Below are 15,920 nucleotides of genomic sequence, written 5' to 3' on the forward strand. Positions count from 1 at the left end.
TAGGCGACACTAATTATCCAAGAGAGCTACTTAAGGACTCGCCAAAGGCTGAGGGGAGCGGGCGCGCCACCGTCGTGCGGTTACTGTGTCCGCTCGCAGACGTCGCGAATCACCTCCGCGAGCGCCGACGTCGTCGGGGTCAAGCGGAGGACGCCGTGGTCGCTGTCCCACTCAACGATGTCGTGCTCGTCCAGCACTGGCGCGTGGGACTGGTGCAGACTGACGTACGCTGCCTTGTAGGCGTCTGACGGGATGTCGAAGGCGGCGGCGCCGGTTTCCTTGGCGGCGACCGCGCGCGCCAGTTCTTCGAGAGTGACTTTCTCGGCCTCCAGGTTGGCGAGTTGGAGGAGGACGAGCCGCCGGCGGCGAGCGGAAAGGATGCGATATACTTCGTCGGTCTCCAGGTCGATGCTTGGGCGATCGGAAACGTTGCTGGTGGTCGGGATGAGGCGTCTCAGGTTCATCAACGCCTTCTCGACGCGGGCCTGAGACGCTGTTCATCCGCACCGTGACCATTCTGTGGCGAGTTACTGTAGGATTGCGAGAAGAGGCCTACAAGTCCTGGTCGTGGTACTTGTTGGTGTCTTTAATCAGCATTGAGATCGTCCCATACACGTCGGCGCGGAGGGAGGATTTTGGCTTCCGGCGTATTTCAGTATACTCTTCGGCCGGGTAGAGATCCATCTCCAGCGCAACTATGTCCATCCCGTCTTCTGCTGAGAATCCCATCTCAAGCATCCGCACCAGAATCTGCCAGAGAAGCGAGCCAGGAGACCTCGCGATACCGAATACGGGATAGCACGTGTAGTCGGCGGCGTCGTAGATGCCAATCTGGTCGTTCGGCCTGTCGTGGAGACCAGGGATAGCGACCAGAGAGTACACGTCGTCGACCGGTTTGGCCTGAACCAGCTGGAACCAGGTATCGGTGTCGCTGTTGGAAACGGTGACGACGTACGTTCCCCAAGCGGCCTGATAGGAATCCTGCACACGGAGTTGTTCTGCTCTACAGTACTCGTTCGAATCAATCCAGGCGACCCAGACGTGGTCGCCTGCTTCGAGGTTGGTGATTGTGGGCGGCATCTGCACATCAGAGTATCCGAGATGCCCGGAAAAGGACTAGTCAAATCTGTTAAGTGGGTACAGCACGCCGTCGGCAACTACTCGTCGTCCCCAACTATCTTTGGAACAGAATCGGCGAGACGGTGGATACAGTGCAGCGAGACGAAATCCTACCCGTTCTCTGGTCGGTCATCTGGGAGCCCCCACCAATGATTGACGCGCGAGAGATTCGTTCTCGATGTACTCGCGGCCGAATGTTGGTCTCATTGTGGTAGTGGCACCTCGTAGTCAGCCGCCAGCTCCTGGAATTCGTTCCACTCCGGGAGCCGGTCGTCGTCGACCTCGCCGTGCGTCTCGAGGTAGCGGAGCAAGGCGTCGATTTCGTCTTCGAGGCCATACTTCGCCGCCTGCTCTCGGAGGTCCGCCTCGTCGACGTCGACGTGGCTGAGCAGGAGGAGACAGTACGAGCGGTGGCGGCTGCCGTCGTCAATCAGCAGCGTGTGACAGCAGAGCTCCGCCGGCGAGACTGCGTCGAGGTCTTCGGAGTAGACGTAGTAGCGGTGGCCGGTGAGCAGGAACTGGAGGTCGAAGGCCGCGAATCGAGCGAGGCCGGTTTCGTGGAACCCCTCTGCGTCGATCTCCTTCTCGGCCTGCGCGAGGAATTCGTCGTAGTCCTCCCAGAGAATCGTCCCCTTCGGGGCGACGGCTTCGAGGCGTTGACGATGCAGATGGTGTGCGAGTTCACGGGCGAATTCGTGGAGGCGGTCGAAATCAGCGTTGAACTCGTAGTGGCCGTCGTCCGTCCCGACGAGACCACGGTCACGAAACCGCTTGAGGACGCGGTTGACCGTGTTGCGGTAGTTGTCGCTCCGGTCGGCGATCTCGGAGACGGTTCGCGGCTGGTCGAGGTAGTACAGCACCTCGAGTGCCTTGCCGGTCAGTAGCTCGGGGAAGGTGATATGGGAGTGCTGGCGGACAAGATCCTGGTAGCGTTCGACGGCACGAGCATCCGACGGGACGACCCGTTTTCGCCGCCCGTCGCGTTCCGTGTAGACGAGCCCCTTCTCGACGAGTTCGGCGACAGCACGAGAGAGGTAACTCTCGCTGTGGTTGAGCTTCGTCGCGAGCTCGGAGATCGTGTCGCCGCGGTCGACCGTGGCGAGGACCTCGAGTTCGATTCGCCGGAGCACGGTGTAACATAGTACGAAACTTGTATATAAATAAGTTTCGAGTAGTGTTACAGCCAGCGGTCGCGAGAACTGCCTCCATCGTCTTAACCAACAAAACTATGAATTCGTGGGTTGTGTTGGTTAACACGAGAGTAGCCGATGTCCTACGAACCCCCGACCCCACCGGCGAACCTTCCGACGGAGATCGTCACCACGCTCAACGAGTCGGACCCGGAGCAGCTCCGAGACGTTGCAACGTACGCTGAGGCACTCGCCGAGCACAAGGAACGAGAGGCCCGTCTCGAAGAGTCGGCAGATCAAGAAGAGGTCGAAGAGCGACCAGACGATCTCCCGGACGACGTCCCTGCCAAAGCGACGATCACGATCAAGGAGATCAACGACAACCGCTACTACTACTGGCAGTGGCGAGAAGGAGAGAAGATACGCTCTCAGTACAAGGGCCCGGTCAACCCCGACGAGTAAAACTCGATGAGGGAGGACACCCACCCCACGTTTCCGTCGTAACTGGGTGTAAGTGGAGGTGGTGACGCTGATTCGGAAGGGACCACCCCCCGCATTTCCGTCGTTTCTCCACGACGGCGTAGGGAGAGGCTACGATAGTGCTATGCAGCTACTAATTCTGTTGACCTAGAACCAATCTAGACATGAACTAACTTCTCGGACACATAGATTAAAGTAGTATGGCTGAGAAATGCTTATTAAGTGTACTTCGACCAGCGAGGGGGCGAAGTACTTCGCCCCCTCAGATGAAACGATCCTTTCCAGCTGCTTCTGTAGACGGCCAGTATTGGATGGATAAGCCGCTTTCGTCTTTGGTAACTCGTCGTGGATGTCTTCTTCGAGTCCCCTCCCCACCTGTTCGGTGATTACGACGGAAACGTGGGGTGTGTGGGTTTGGGATTCGACATCGAGACGACGCTTCCGTCTACGGGTTTCCTATCTCACGTCGGAAACGCGGCTATATTGTAAGCAATCCAATTCCGCCGAATTACGGCATTTTCCGGCTGATATCGGACAAGGAACGTCGGAAACGTGGGGTGGCGTTCTCCACTAGATTTATACTCCCCCCCCGCTCACACCGTGTGATATTCAATGACGCCCGACTCTTCACCCAGTTCTGTCGACGATCCACTCTTTGAATCCGGGCATCGCATCTTCGCGAACAAGGATCTCCTGAAAATCGGCCACGTGCCGGAGGCTGACCGGATCGTCGGTCGCGACGAGGAAATCTCAAAGCTCGCGAAACGTCTCAACGGTGCTGTCCACGGGTACTCCCCGGAAAACGTGATGATCTACGGGAAAACTGGGACCGGCAAATCTCTCGTTTCAAAACACGTCTGTCAACGAGCTCAAAATGCCGCTCAGGATGGCGTCGAGATTGGAACAGCATATATCGACTGTGCTGAAGACAATACCGAGACCCAAGCAATCTCCTCACTTGCCGCGAAGCTGAACGATGAATCTTCGACTGGAATCTCCGTCCCTCATACCGGCCTCAGTACGTCGAAATACTACAAACTCCTCTGGAAGACGCTCGACGCTCAATTCGATTCTGTGATCATCATCCTCGACGAGATCGATCTGATGAACGACGACAGCGTGCTGATGAAGCTCTCGCGCGCTGAGGAGGCGGGGAAAATCGACTGTAACGTCGGCGTCATCGCGATCAGCAACAAGATCCAGTACGTCGACAACGTGAACGAGCGCGTGAAAAGCAGCTTCCAGCACAAGGAGCTGTTCTTCAAGCCATACGACGCCAACCAGCTCCGGGAGATCATGTTCAACCGTGAGGACGCCTTCCAGGACGGCGTCCTTTCCGAGGACGTGATTCCGCTCTCGGCGGCCTTCGCCGCGCAAGAACACGGCGATGCTCGGAAGGCGATCGACATTCTTCGCCACGCCGGCGAGGTCGCCTACGAGGCCGAGGCAGAGCAGGTGACGGAGGAACACGTCCGCCAGGCACAGCAGCACGCCGAAAAGGACCGGTTCAGAGAACTCGTGAACGGCGCACCCACGCAGGCGAAGGCGGCGTTGCTGGCGCTCACGGATCTGAGTGTCAACAGCAATGACGATGCGTTCCTCACGAGTCAGGTGTACGACCAGTACGAACGCATCTGCAACCATCTCGATATGGATATCCTCTCCGTCCGTCGATTCCGCGACATCCTGAAAGAGCAAGCCTTCCTCGGGGTTGTCGAAATCGAGAAGATCAACAAGGGGAGTGCGGGCGGCATCCACCTCCAGAACCGACTCATCGAAGATCCCCAGGTCGTCCGCGAAACGATCCTCGAGGACAGCCGGATGCAGGACTGGACTCGCGAGTAGTGACCTCCTACTACTGAGTGGGTGCGGACGACGGAAATCCGGGGTGGGGCGTGAGGAAACGACGGAAACGAGGGGGCCGAAAATTACGTCGGAAACGTGGGGTTGGATCGAAACGACGGAAACCAGGGGTGGGGTCCACTACGACAGTTCGTTGGTAGCCCCGTACGAGCTCAAAACGGCGTCCCTCTCACCGAAGAGCTCTCGGCGAATGTTGGACTGGTCCCACCCGAGCGGTGAAAGCACGCTCTCGACCGCTCTAACCAGCTGCGTCTCGTAGTACGAGGCGTCGTAGGTTCGATCCCCTCGTGGGCGAGGGCGACCCGGTCTCGCGAGGATTTCTCATCGTCGACGACCACGTACTCGATATCCTGACCCGGATGGACTGCCAGTTCCTGCTCGCGGGCTCGCTTCAAGGCGGCCACGTTCTGGGTATTCTGTGAGTAGCCTTCCAGCGGCTTGGAGACACGGTTCCGCTCGACGAGCCGCTCTACTGCTATGTTGCCCGCCTACAGTTCGTCGATTGCTCGTTCGAGACGCCCGAGCACCGCGTCCGGTGACCGCGTGGGATCGAGCCGGTCGAGACAGTCCCGCTGGACGTCCTCGATGAACGGCGGGGTCGAGCGCTGCCGGGCTTCGATGCCTCTGATCTTGAAGTCGTCGTCGCCGGCGACCTTCCCGAAGTACTTCGTCAGCGCGCCGGCGTCGCTCTCGCGCTGCGGGACGAACGCCACCCAGTCGTAGTGGGCCCCGTGTTCAAGCCGAATCTCGACGCAGTCGGTGATCTCCGTCGTGAGCGTCTCGAGATCCTCGCGGATCTCGTCGTCGACGTCGGGGTCCGGGGTCACCCAGATAGAGTCAACGATGCCGTGGACGACCCGCCAGCCGCCGGCTTCCAGCCGCTGTTTCACCGTCAACAGAATCTCGCGAACGAACGCGTTAATCGCCTCGTGGCACTCGATGCGGCCGAACTTCGCGTTGCTGAACCCCTGATACCCGAAGCAGGTGACGAGAATCCACTTCAGCGCTCCCGACCGCCCCTCGAGTTCAGCCAGGCGGTCCTCGTCGGGGTCGTCCCGTTCCTTCTCGCGACGGATGGCCGCCTTGATCTCGTCGCGAGCGTCGATAATCGGCTGTAGCACGTCGACGAGGTAGCCCCGGTCGTCGCAGATCGAGTACCCGAGGCCGGGGATCTGACCGGGATCAGTATCGGGACCGCAAAACTCCTGCAACAGTTTTCCACCAAGGACGTCTCCGCCGTTCGCCACGGCCTCGTCTCGGTGTCGACCCTCATCCAGTATCTCGACCCGGATACGGTGTTCAAGTTCCTCCACATCTACACCGCGCGTATTGCTGACACCGGTGGGATCGGTATCTTCACTGTCGACAATGCGGCGCACGACCCGCAGACGCTCAGCACCATCACGAGCGAGTTCGAGGGGGGTAATCGAACTCCGCGAAACTGACGACGGCGAACGGCAACTCCGCGTCAAAGGGTTCCCCGCTGCATCCCGTACGTGGCATCCGTTCTGACCAGCCGCCAAACGCCTGATACAAACGTCAGTGACTGCCGGATAGTAATCACGACCAGATTGAAGTACCCCGCCGCCGTCGGTGAAGCACAAATGCTGCAATCGGCTCAGAAAGACGCTTCCCCCAGGGTAGAGCCACTGCGAGCGGCTGATCCACCGCGAGTGTCGGGTCGGTTGCGAGTTCCGCTCTGTCGCCGGAAGCCTTATCACGAATTATCGATAATTCGTAATCGAGATGGCGCAATCACCTCCCCGGTCAGGCCGACCACCAATTCAGCAGCTCCAGACGGTGGCCGACCTTCTCGACACGCCGGCACTCGCTCGGCTATACGCCCATATCTTACAACACGGTCCGGTCACCGTGTCCGAACTTGTCGACGAGCTCGACATCCCCCAGGGGACCGCCTACGACTATGTGCAGAACCTCGAAACGGCTGGCTTAGTGGGGAAGACCCGTGATCAACGCCCGTACAAATACGACGCCGAGTCGATTGCACTCACCCTCTCGACGGACGGCGAAACCCAAACGATCACGCCAGCACTCATCGCTGCCGTTGCCCGCCGCGACGAGGACGAGGACATCGACATCTACATCGAGCGTCACGGTCTTGACGGCCTCGCCGTCGCGCTTGAGTACGCCTACGAGTACGTCGATGGCACGGTCAACCATCGGATTGCGGCCCGGGAACTCGACCTCTCACCGCTTGAAGCCGAGATCATTCTCCAGGCACTGGAACCGGTTGCCACCGAGTACGCCGACGCGGTTGCATGACGACGGTCTATATCGCCGATACCGGCGTCTTCGTCCGGTGTGGTGGCCCGGACAAGGACAAATTTCAACGGCTCCGTCGGGCACTCCGACAGGCAGGTGTCTCGTTGTATGTCCCCCAGCGCGTCTACGAAGAGCTCGGGGGCGATCCGGCAGCGGAAGAGTATCCCTCCGGGAACATTCCCTATCCAGATGGCTTCGAGGAGGGGTGGATCATCGTCGCCGACGACCTCGACTACGCCAATCCGCTCGTCTCGACGGTGATGGACGAAGCACGAAGGTTCATCGCCAACGAGACCGACCGCGACGAAGATATCACCGAGAAAGCGGACACGGCACTCGTGGGGCTTGCTGCTCAGGTACTCGATACTGGAGAGGTAGACCACGTTGTTCTCCTCACGACCGACAAACCGGCGGGACGGGCGGCCGAGACGCTCCTGCCGCAACACGGCTTCAGCGACCGGATCGAATTCCGGTACGTCAGTGTCGAGTATCTCGAGACGATCACAGCCGACAAATTTCGATAACGCAGCGCCGAGGTGAGGCCCGATGAGCGACGATCGGTCTTCTTCCCGTTCCAAAAGCTCTCTCAACGACAGCTTCGAGCGCTACCTCCAAGACAAGGGGAAAGGCCGTGGGGGCGATGGGGGGAACTACCGACGTAACGCTGCACGCGAGCTCGAGCGGTTCGCCGAGTGGGCCGCGGGCGACCGCGGCGACGATGACTGGACCGGGATCGTCCCCGACGACGTCGACCGGAAACCGACCTTCGACGATCTCGACGAACGCGTCTTCCGGGAGTACGCTCGGCATCTCGGTGGAGATCGGGGACTCAAGCAGAACACGGTACAAACCTATTATCGCTATATCTCTGCGTGGTGTGGCTGGTGTGTCAACGAGGGCTATCTCGACGCGCATTATGCGCAGCGGGCGAGTGCGATGGCGCCGTTGCCGGAGGACGACGGCCGAAAGCCCGGTGACCAGCAGGCCTGGACGTCCGAACAGCGCCACGCTCTCACCCGCTACGTCGACGAACGGGCCCGCGACGCCGTCGAAGCGTACACGACACTCCCGGAGGATACCAAGCCCCTCGACAAGCAGCGAGCACGCTACGCGGCGCTGAAGGCGGCTCGTGACCGGGCGCTGGTGTTCATTCTCGCGTACACCGCTGTCCGCGTCGGGGAACTTCTCCGGGATCCGAACGATCCGCGTCGACGTGGCGTCCGCTGGGAGGACCTCTCGCTCGACGAGGGGAGTATGGACGTCTACCGGAAGAAACAGCAGTGGGATGCCGCGAGTCTCCCTGACCCGGTGATCTCGCCGCTACGGAGCTACCGCCAGTTGATGGACCCACCGACGGAGCGCTGGCCGGTGTTTCCCACGTTCGACCAGCGGACGCTCGCAGGGCTCGTCCAGGATGGGCTCGCCGACCGAGGGGAACATACGGAGGCAATCGCCGAACGCCGTGAGGAGTACGCTCGCGACCTCCTCCTGGCGCTCGATGAGGATATTCGGCCGCCCTCGATTACGACGGACGGCGCACGCTCGATTCTCCAGCGACTCTCAGAGGCCGCAGAGATAGACATCGACCATCCGAAACACGATTACCTTGCTCCACACGGCGGCCGGCGTGGAATGGGTGAAGTTCTCGTTCGAGCATTCGGATACACGGTTGCCGCCCGGTATCTCGACAATTCAGAGGAGATGGTGAGAGAGCGGTATTCACATATCGAGGCCGGAGAACTCGGTGATGTCGCTACTGAGGCGCTCGAGGAGATCGATAGTATACCGTAGTAACATATTTCGAGTGTGAGGGGTAGACCGTCGCGTTCACACCGCGTCGACGGTGAACAGCGAGTCGTCGCTGAGGACGACCTGTACCCGGCGGTGCCAGGCGTCAGCAAAGGCCTCCCGTTGCTGGTCGCTTGCCGATCCGTTGAGAATCCCCTGGAGGTTCCCGATCGCGGGTCCACCGCCAGGAACGTCGCTGACGTGGTAGGCTACTTCGACGGTCTCGTCCGTGTCGGTTCGCCGGAACCGGAACGTCGGGTCCGCCGTGTCCGGGTCGAACGCGTCGAAGTGCAGGAGGTCGCGGCGGCCGCCATAGCCGCCGGCGAGCCCGCTGAATCCGTCATCGCCGGTCGCGCCAGTCACGTACGAGATGATACGGCTCATCACGCCGTACGCAGCATCGTCCCGCGGGCCGGCCGCCTGGACCTCGATATCGCTCCGGACTGGATAGTCGTCGGGATACAGGGCGTCGAGTCCGAACTGGACGATCCGGTAGGCGCCCGAGGCAGTCGGACAGGAGTGTCCCGCCTCTTTCACCGCGTCTCTATAGGTGATGACGAACGGCTCGCCCGGTTCGAGGACACCGAGGGCCTCCGCGACGGGGTCGCGGATCTCGATCGGATCGACGTCGTAGTCGACCTGCCAGTTGGTTCTCGTCTGGGTCGCGTCAGCCGTAGTGGAATTCGATGTCATGAGTAGTGTTGGTGGTGGTTGTATTCGTGTCTCGTGGTCAGTAGCGGAGCAGTCGCATCCCGTTGAGGATGACGAGGAGGACGCTGGCCTCGTGAACGAGCATCCCGGCGGCGAGCGTGACGTAGCTGGTGAGCACGCCCGCGAGGAGGACGGTCACGGTCAGCACCGCGAGCCCGACGTTCTCGAGGACGTTCCAGCGCGTCGCCTTGCTGAGTTTGACCGCGTACGGGATCCGTTCGAGGTCGTCGGCCATCAACGCCATATCTGCCGTCTCGATGGCGGTGTCCGTTCCCGCAGCACCCATCGCGATGCCGACGTCGGCAGTGGCCAGCGACGGCGCGTCGTTGATGCCGTCGCCGACCATCGCGACGACGTGGCCGTCGGCCTGGTAGCCCTCGATGACGGACTGCTTGTCCTCGGGGAGGAGTTCGGCACGGTACTCGTCGATACCGACCTCCTCGGCAACGGCAGCGGCCGTCCGCTCGTTGTCGCCGGTGAGCATCACCGTCTCGATGCCAGCGTCTTGGAGCGCCGCGACGACCCCAGGAGCGGCCTCCCGGAGCTCGTCCCGCATCGCAATCGCGCCGATGATGTCCCCGTCCCGAACGACGTGGACGACTGTCTCGCCGCACCCCTCACGCTCGCGGACGTAGTCGGCGACCCGGCTGGGGACGTCAATGTCGCGGTCGGCCAGCAGTGCGCGGTTGCCGACAACAACTTCCTGGCCATCGGCGTGGGCGATGACGCCCTTGCCAGCGACTACGTCGAAGTCATCCGGATCGGGGACCGACTGGCGCCCCGCGTCCGTATCGTCCGCCTGGGCGACCGTCGTTCCGCCGTCCGTCGCGGCGGTCGGGCCCTCGCGGGCCGCGTCGACGATGGCGTCAGCGAGGTGGTGTTCGCTCTTCTTCTCGGCGGTCGCCGCGAGTGAGAGGACCTCCTCATCAGCAACGCCGAACCCCTCGACGTCGGCGACGGTGGTCTCGCCCTTCGTGAGCGTTCCCGTCTTGTCGAAGGCGACAAGGTCGATCTTGCCGGCGCGTTCGAGGTGTTCACCGCCCTTCATCAGCACGCCAGACCGAGCGGCGTTGCCAATGGCCGAGACGATGCTGACCGGCGGCCCGATGACGAGCGCCCCGGGACAGCCGATGACCAACAGGGTCAGCGACAGGATCGCGTTCTGCGTGACGGCGTACGCACCGATAGCGAGCACGATGACGGCCGGCGTGTAGTACTTCGCGAACCGGTCGATGAGACTCTCCGTGGGCGACTGAGCCTCCTGGGCCTCCTCGACGCGACGGATGATCCGTTCGAGCGTCGTATCCGAGCCCGCACCTGTCGTCCGGATCTCCAGTGCCCCTTCTTGATTGACCGTCCCGGCGTAAACCTCGTCGCCGTCGGCCTTGTGGACGGGCGCGCTCTCGCCGGTGACTGGTGCTTGGTTGACGGCGCTCTCGCCGTCGACGACGGTACCGTCGACTGGAATCTTCCCGCCCGGCTTTACGACGACGGCTTCGCCTTCTTCGACCTCGCGGGCGGGGACCTCCTGGAGTTCCCCGTCGCGACGGACGGTCGCCGTGTCGGGCGTCATCTCCAGCAGCTCCTGGAGGGCTGTCCGGGTCTTCCGCATCGTCCGTCCCTCGAGGTAACTGCCGAGGCTGAACAGGAAGACGACGGCCGCGGCCTCCCAGTACTCGCCGATGACGATGGCACCGATAGCGGCCAGCGTCACCAGCGTCTTGATGCCGAGCGTCCGGTTAGTAACCTCGTGGTAGGCGGTCTTGGCGATGTCGTAGCCACCCACGATCGTCGCGAGGACGAGGATGGCGGCGCTTGCCATATCGAAACTCGTGACGTAGCCCAGACTCCAGCCACCGCCATAGAGGAGTCCGCTCGTCGCCGTGACGATGGCTTTCCGGTGTTTCCGGTAGTACTGCGTGATCGACTGTTTGTTCATGGTGCTAGGCGGGCTGGGGCGTGTACCCCTGGTTTTCGATGGTCTCTGCGAAGCCGTCGGGGTCAGCGACGCTGTCGTCGTACTCGATCTCGACGCGACCGGTCGCGTAGTGGACTTCGACGTGCTGGACGCCGTCGACGTTCGAGAGGGCACGCTCGACGGTGCTCGCACAGGTCGGGCAGTCGAAGTCGAGGACGCGGAACTGGGTTGTGTCGCTCATTACAGCTTGAGGTAGTGCCCGCACCCCAATAAGTATTTTTTAGATGATATGTTTGGATACTGGGGCGGGTCATTGGAACAGTCAAACGGGTCGTCTAGGGCTTTCGCCCTCGTGGTTCCGTCCGAGACTCGTTCTTCGGTGGACGCCTCTTCGCCCGCATCCCGCTACCTTTTCCCTCCTGCTTACTCTCAGTTCCTGTATGAGTAGTTTCGGTACCGACCACCGTCTCGACGACATCGCGGTTCGTGATACCCGGATTTCGGACGCCATTGATGAACCGATGCGGGCGATGATCCTCGACATTCTGTCCGAGGAGGCCCTGACTGCGACCGAGGTCCACGAACGCCTCGAAAATCGCGGCGTCGACCGGACGGAGAACACGGTCCGCCACCACATCAACGAGCTCCGAGACGCGGACCTCGTCGACGTCGTCCGCTTCGAGGAGGGACGCGGTGGGACCACGAAGTACTATCACGCGAACACGATCGTCCTCTCGTACTCCTTGCCGGACTCGACCGACGCCGCCGTCGAAGAGATGATCGACGCCGTCCAGCCCCAGATAACGGACGCGCTCGCCACGCTCACCGACGAGTACGACGACACGATCGAGGAGATCGTCGCGGACATGCAACCCTGCGAGCACTGTCGGACACAAAAATATGAGACGTACGTGCTTTTGACTATCCTGCGACGGGCGTTCGTTCGTGCTCACCGAGATGAAACTCAATAACTATCCACAGCCACCGCGGTATTACTATTCAGAATCGTAAGCTGAGAGAGCCCACATCTATTCGATTCGAAGGCACGCTCACACAGTGGTGATTGGGAATAGCCTGACGAACGAAATCGAGTACACAGGCTTGGAGTATCCGCATCGTGGTGAATACTCGTTGGCTCACTCCGACCGTTCGAGTCGCTCGCGGCGGGATTCGAACTCTTCGTCAGTGAGGTCGCCGCGAGCGTACGCCGTGCGGAGTTCCTCCATCGCGGGGTCTTGAGATGTCTGGCTTTCGTTCGCGCGTCGGAAGACGAGGTAGCCACCGCCGAGGAGGATGAGGAGGAAGATGAGCGGGACGAGCATCCCGACGAGCGGCCACCACCCACCAGTACCGCCATACTGCCCCATCATCCCGCCATAACCCATCATCCCGCCGAATCCCATCCCCATCGTGAGCAACGGGAGCAAGATGATCGCTCCGAGTACCAGGAGAACGATGGTCGTGGTGTCGAGCTGGTTCGACGAAGCCATCGAAGATCAGGCCTCCGACGCGGACTTTTGTTCGTCGGTAACGGCCGAGAGAACACGCTCGAAACGCTCGTCGACCTCGTTCGCGATCGAGTCGAGCGCATCGTTGTCCGCGATACCGACCAATTGCTTCGGGTCGACGGCACTCACGACGATCTCGCCGTCGTCGGTTTCGTAGACGATGACGTTACACGGGAGGAGTGCGCCGAGTTCGATTTCTTCGGTCAGCCCCTCGTACGCCAGCGGGGGATTGCATGCACCGAGAATGCGATACTGGCGGAATTCTTCGCCGAGTTTCTCCTCGAGCGTCGCCTGGATGTCGATGTCACAGAGGACGCCGAATCCTTCGTCTTCGAGCGCCGCGATTGTCGCGTCGACGACGTCGTCGAACTCACCGGTGACTGAAGTCTGTATTGTGTATTCCATGGAATATCATACCCCGTCCACGGGGTTAACTGTTGGGTGCCGCAACGGCGGGCGTTGGGGGTGTGGTGCACCGGTTAGAACAGCAGCTGTTCCGGTCATCTGGTGCGTTCGAGCTGTTTTCGCCGTCGATCAAATTCATCGTCCGAGAGCTCCCCGCGGGCGTAGCGCTCGCGGAGAACCGACAGCGACTGCTCATCGTTCTCACCGGATTCTCGGTTGAGGAGCGCGTAGACGAGATAGGTCGGAACGGCGATGAGGAGCCCCATCCAGAGGAGTCCCCAGAGCCCCATCGCTCCGCCGAAGAGGCCCCAGCCGCCCCCCATCATGCCGCCGTCGTAGCTCCCGCTCCCGTGGGCAGCAGCCGTTCCAGTCGCCGCGACCAGTAGCGGGACGGCGAGGATCGCGAGTCGCCGAGCAGTGCGTCCGATGTGAGTGGTGAGTTCCGTCATCATCTTGCGTTGGTGAGGTGTGGTGTTCGATTGGACCGATCGAAACGGGCGCGGGGCCGTCAGCAGTGGCCCTGCCCGTTCGTCCCACCGGGGTGTTCGTCGTTAGCCCCGTCGTGGTATTCCTCGTCAGCCATGTCCTGGGCCATCTCGTCGACGGTCACACCCATGTGCGACTCCATCCACTCGACAGCACCTGGACCCATGTGTTCGGTCATCTGTGCCTCCATCCACGTGGCCCAGTCATCTGCGGTGGCATTGTCCGTGGGCGCGTCGTCAGCGGTCGTGTCGTTGCCGTGGGCGCTGACCACGGGCGCGGCGAACGCGAGTCCGACGATCGCGAGGGCCACGAGCAGCCAGCGGCCGAGTGTGACGTTGGTCATTGTTTTTCCCCTCGGTTATTCGTAGGACTGCTCGGGAGTTATCGATGTGGGTGTGAACCCACGCAGGAGAACGTTCGAGAACATGTATAGGACGTTCTAACCGTTTTTCAGAGATAGGACCGTTCGTCCGGGCCGAATTCGCCGGATTGGCACGCAATCCTCCCCCGGGACAAAACCACGACCACACGAACGGCAGCGTGACCGACCCGAAACCAGGTCATTCGACGTATTCTACGACAAGCGCTATCCCCGTATCGAGATTGTGCAGATTGTGATAGTGGAACAACGGTTTGGACGGGGCTGGACTCGTGGGAGCGGTCCGCTAGTTCGCCTGTTCTCGTTGTAGGTCGTCGCTCGGATAGATGCGATACGTCCGCCCTTGGCGCTCCCGGTACAGCAGGCCACGCTTCTCGAGAGCGCTCACCGTCTGACTGACCTTGCTCTTCGAGAAGTCCGAGCGGTCCCTGAGTTCGATCTGTGTGACGCCGGGCGAGGAGAGAACTGGTTCGAGGATACGGCGTTCATCCTCCGGCAAGAGGTCTAATACGCGAGCCTGTGGCTGAGCCTCTGGATTGATATCCCCCGCTAGTTGGGTGTCCCCATCCGGTGATTCGGCACTCTCAGAATCGGTCGGATTCGCCATCTCCATCTGTGAGCGATCGGGTACGTCTGTGCTACTGAGTTCGTCCCGCACCACGAGATACCCCCCACCGATGACGGCCGAGACGAGGAGGGTGCCGAGGACATACCAGAGCGGATTCGTTCCATGAACCGTTCCCATCGACGTGCCCATCATCGATCCCATCTGGTTGAAGGCCTGCTGTTGCTGGTACGCTTGCCAGCTGAGCACCCCGCCGACGATGAGGACGGCAGCGACCAAGCCACCGACTACTGTATCGGCTTGCCGTCGATTCATCTATCCCACCTGGATTCGCCGAGGTACTTGCTCATGCATGAGCGTTTGTGAGACATCACTGTACCGGTTGTGGTTGACAAACGCAATATCCGGTGCTGTCTGGCCGCGGTACTGGCTGGGGGAGCCGAGGCCACGGCGATACACGTAGAGGAGGAAGCCAGAGAGGGCGAACGCGATGATGTTGCGGTAGAAGTGTAGTTGGGTGCCCCGGCGATGGGGATGACGAGCCCCGTGCTGATCGCCAACGCGGCGGCTACCCTGGCGTAACCACCTACGCCACTGGTCTTTGTCGAGTCAGCGTTACAGCAGCGAACCGATGATCACGAAGAGGTAGTAGACCCCGACGTAGCTGGCGTTGATCGTACAGCCGATGCCGATGCCGCCGACGAGCGCGTTCTTCCGTACCCAGTAATAACTCGAGGCGAACATAACCGCCTCTGCGACGACGATGAACAGGGGTGCGTGCCCGATCCAGCCCAGTGGGGCTGTCAGATACGTCCAACCACCGCCCTGGCTTGCGAGTGACTCGTAGCCACTCTCCGCGACGAACGCGAATATCGCCGGTCCGAGATACGCCGCCGACGTTCCATACTCGTCGGATAAGCGCAGCCCTACGTATCCCATGAACGCGATGAGGATCGCCCACGCGAATGGCATGTACGCTGGGGAGCGAAGCAGGAACGGGTACCCCGAAGGGTAGACGAGCGTCCCGGCGACAGCAACAAGAAAGTAGTCTCCGAGCAACTCGAGGAACCCACCTATCGTTCCGATAGCGAGGAGATGCTTCACCGTCGTGTCATAGCGAGCGTAGACGGCGCCGATTCCGTAGGAAGCGAACGCGTACACGTACGAGAGGGCTGTCGACTGGACAAAGAGGAAGTTGTGGTAGTAGGCGACGATGGTGACGAGCATCCAACCACCGACGAAGATATCGCGGGACGTGAGTCGAGCATAGAGACCGTCTGCGCGT

At 61.1% G+C, this 15,920-nt stretch carries 18 protein-coding genes and 1 pseudogene; 6 read left to right on the forward strand and 13 right to left on the reverse strand.

The window, feature by feature from the left end; genetic code table 11:
• Nucleotides 1–80 precede the first annotated feature (80 nt).
• From G9C83_RS15605 to G9C83_RS15615, 3 genes are all read right to left on the reverse strand, one after another.
• Complete coding sequence (locus tag G9C83_RS15605; RefSeq protein ID WP_167247633.1) at nt 81–464, reverse strand: hypothetical protein; 384 nt, start codon at nt 462–464, stop codon at nt 81–83.
• A gap of 88 nt (nt 465–552) precedes the next feature.
• On the reverse strand, nt 553–1,080 hold the full coding sequence (locus tag G9C83_RS15610) for a hypothetical protein (protein WP_167247635.1): 528 nt from the start codon (nt 1,078–1,080) through the stop codon (nt 553–555).
• Nucleotides 1,081–1,322: 242 nt separating this feature from the next.
• Complete coding sequence (locus G9C83_RS15615) at nt 1,323–2,249, reverse strand: MarR family transcriptional regulator (protein WP_167247637.1); 927 nt, start codon at nt 2,247–2,249, stop codon at nt 1,323–1,325.
• Between the two features lie 138 nt (nt 2,250–2,387).
• On the opposite strand from G9C83_RS15615, the gene G9C83_RS15620 reads away from it, so the two are divergent.
• Nucleotides 2,388–2,711, forward strand: a complete 324-nt coding sequence (locus G9C83_RS15620) for a hypothetical protein (RefSeq protein WP_167247639.1) — start codon at nt 2,388–2,390, stop codon at nt 2,709–2,711.
• A gap of 630 nt (nt 2,712–3,341) precedes the next feature.
• The gene (gene orc4 / locus G9C83_RS15625; protein WP_167247641.1) at nt 3,342–4,574 is read left to right on the forward strand and encodes a DNA replication protein Orc4; all 1,233 of its coding nucleotides are present in this window, start codon (nt 3,342–3,344) and stop codon (nt 4,572–4,574) included.
• Between the two features lie 138 nt (nt 4,575–4,712).
• Here the strand turns inward: orc4 and G9C83_RS15630 are convergent.
• Nucleotides 4,713–5,764: pseudogene (locus tag G9C83_RS15630) on the reverse strand (DNA polymerase domain-containing protein); the annotation flags it as partial.
• Between the two features lie 574 nt (nt 5,765–6,338).
• Here G9C83_RS15630 and G9C83_RS15635 point away from each other — a divergent pair.
• The 3 genes from G9C83_RS15635 to G9C83_RS15645 are packed head-to-tail and all read left to right on the forward strand — an operon-like array spanning nt 6,339 to nt 8,666.
• On the forward strand, nt 6,339–6,875 hold the full coding sequence (locus tag G9C83_RS15635) for a helix-turn-helix domain-containing protein (protein ID WP_167247643.1): 537 nt from the start codon (nt 6,339–6,341) through the stop codon (nt 6,873–6,875).
• A complete protein-coding gene (locus G9C83_RS15640) occupies nt 6,872–7,399 on the forward strand; it encodes a hypothetical protein (RefSeq protein ID WP_167247645.1) in 528 nt (175 codons plus the stop codon). The genes G9C83_RS15635 and G9C83_RS15640 overlap by 4 nt, the downstream gene beginning before the upstream one ends.
• 22 nt (nt 7,400–7,421) lie before the next feature.
• Nucleotides 7,422–8,666, forward strand: a complete 1,245-nt coding sequence (locus G9C83_RS15645; protein WP_167247647.1) for a phage integrase SAM-like domain-containing protein — start codon at nt 7,422–7,424, stop codon at nt 8,664–8,666.
• Between the two features lie 36 nt (nt 8,667–8,702).
• Here G9C83_RS15645 and G9C83_RS15650 read toward each other — a convergent pair whose 3' ends face one another.
• From G9C83_RS15650 to G9C83_RS15660, 3 genes are read right to left on the reverse strand one after another with little or no spacing between them, the layout of a single operon-like run.
• Complete coding sequence (locus G9C83_RS15650) at nt 8,703–9,356, reverse strand: hypothetical protein (RefSeq protein ID WP_167247649.1); 654 nt, start codon at nt 9,354–9,356, stop codon at nt 8,703–8,705.
• Nucleotides 9,357–9,393: 37 nt separating this feature from the next.
• Nucleotides 9,394–11,313, reverse strand: a complete 1,920-nt coding sequence (locus tag G9C83_RS15655; protein WP_167247651.1) for a cation-translocating P-type ATPase — start codon at nt 11,311–11,313, stop codon at nt 9,394–9,396.
• A 4-nt stretch (nt 11,314–11,317) separates the two neighbouring features.
• Nucleotides 11,318–11,533, reverse strand: a complete 216-nt coding sequence (locus G9C83_RS15660; protein ID WP_167247653.1) for a heavy metal-associated domain-containing protein — start codon at nt 11,531–11,533, stop codon at nt 11,318–11,320.
• A 199-nt stretch (nt 11,534–11,732) separates the two neighbouring features.
• Between G9C83_RS15660 and G9C83_RS15665 the strand changes: the two genes are divergently transcribed.
• Nucleotides 11,733–12,263, forward strand: a complete 531-nt coding sequence (locus G9C83_RS15665) for a helix-turn-helix domain-containing protein (protein WP_167247655.1) — start codon at nt 11,733–11,735, stop codon at nt 12,261–12,263.
• A gap of 165 nt (nt 12,264–12,428) precedes the next feature.
• Here the strand turns inward: G9C83_RS15665 and G9C83_RS15670 are convergent, their stop codons facing one another.
• The 6 genes from G9C83_RS15670 to G9C83_RS15695 all read right to left on the reverse strand — a co-directional run bounded on the left by G9C83_RS15670 (nt 12,429) and on the right by G9C83_RS15695 (nt 15,862).
• Nucleotides 12,429–12,782, reverse strand: coding sequence for an SHOCT domain-containing protein (locus tag G9C83_RS15670; RefSeq protein WP_167247657.1), 354 nt, complete (start codon nt 12,780–12,782; stop codon nt 12,429–12,431).
• A 6-nt stretch (nt 12,783–12,788) separates the two neighbouring features.
• Entirely contained in the window at nt 12,789–13,205 is a 417-nt protein-coding gene (locus tag G9C83_RS15675; RefSeq protein ID WP_167247659.1) for a DUF302 domain-containing protein, read from the reverse strand.
• A gap of 95 nt (nt 13,206–13,300) precedes the next feature.
• Nucleotides 13,301–13,654: an SHOCT domain-containing protein gene (locus G9C83_RS15680; RefSeq protein ID WP_167247735.1), complete on the reverse strand. Its 354-nt coding sequence runs from the start codon at nt 13,652–13,654 to the stop codon at nt 13,301–13,303.
• A 59-nt stretch (nt 13,655–13,713) separates the two neighbouring features.
• A complete protein-coding gene (locus G9C83_RS15685; protein ID WP_167247661.1) occupies nt 13,714–14,034 on the reverse strand; it encodes a hypothetical protein in 321 nt (106 codons plus the stop codon).
• Nucleotides 14,035–14,356: 322 nt separating this feature from the next.
• Nucleotides 14,357–14,950 carry a MarR family transcriptional regulator gene (locus G9C83_RS15690; protein WP_167247663.1) on the reverse strand — a complete coding sequence of 198 codons (594 nt, stop codon included), beginning with the start codon at nt 14,948–14,950 and terminating at the stop codon, nt 14,357–14,359.
• Nucleotides 14,951–15,250: 300 nt separating this feature from the next.
• Entirely contained in the window at nt 15,251–15,862 is a 612-nt protein-coding gene (locus G9C83_RS15695; RefSeq protein ID WP_167247665.1) for a hypothetical protein, read from the reverse strand.
• Nucleotides 15,863–15,920: the final 58 nt, after the last annotated feature.

The sequence above is a fragment of the Halobacterium sp. R2-5 genome, from assembly GCF_011734195.1.
Taxonomy (GTDB): Archaea; Halobacteriota; Halobacteria; order Halobacteriales; family Halobacteriaceae; genus Halobacterium.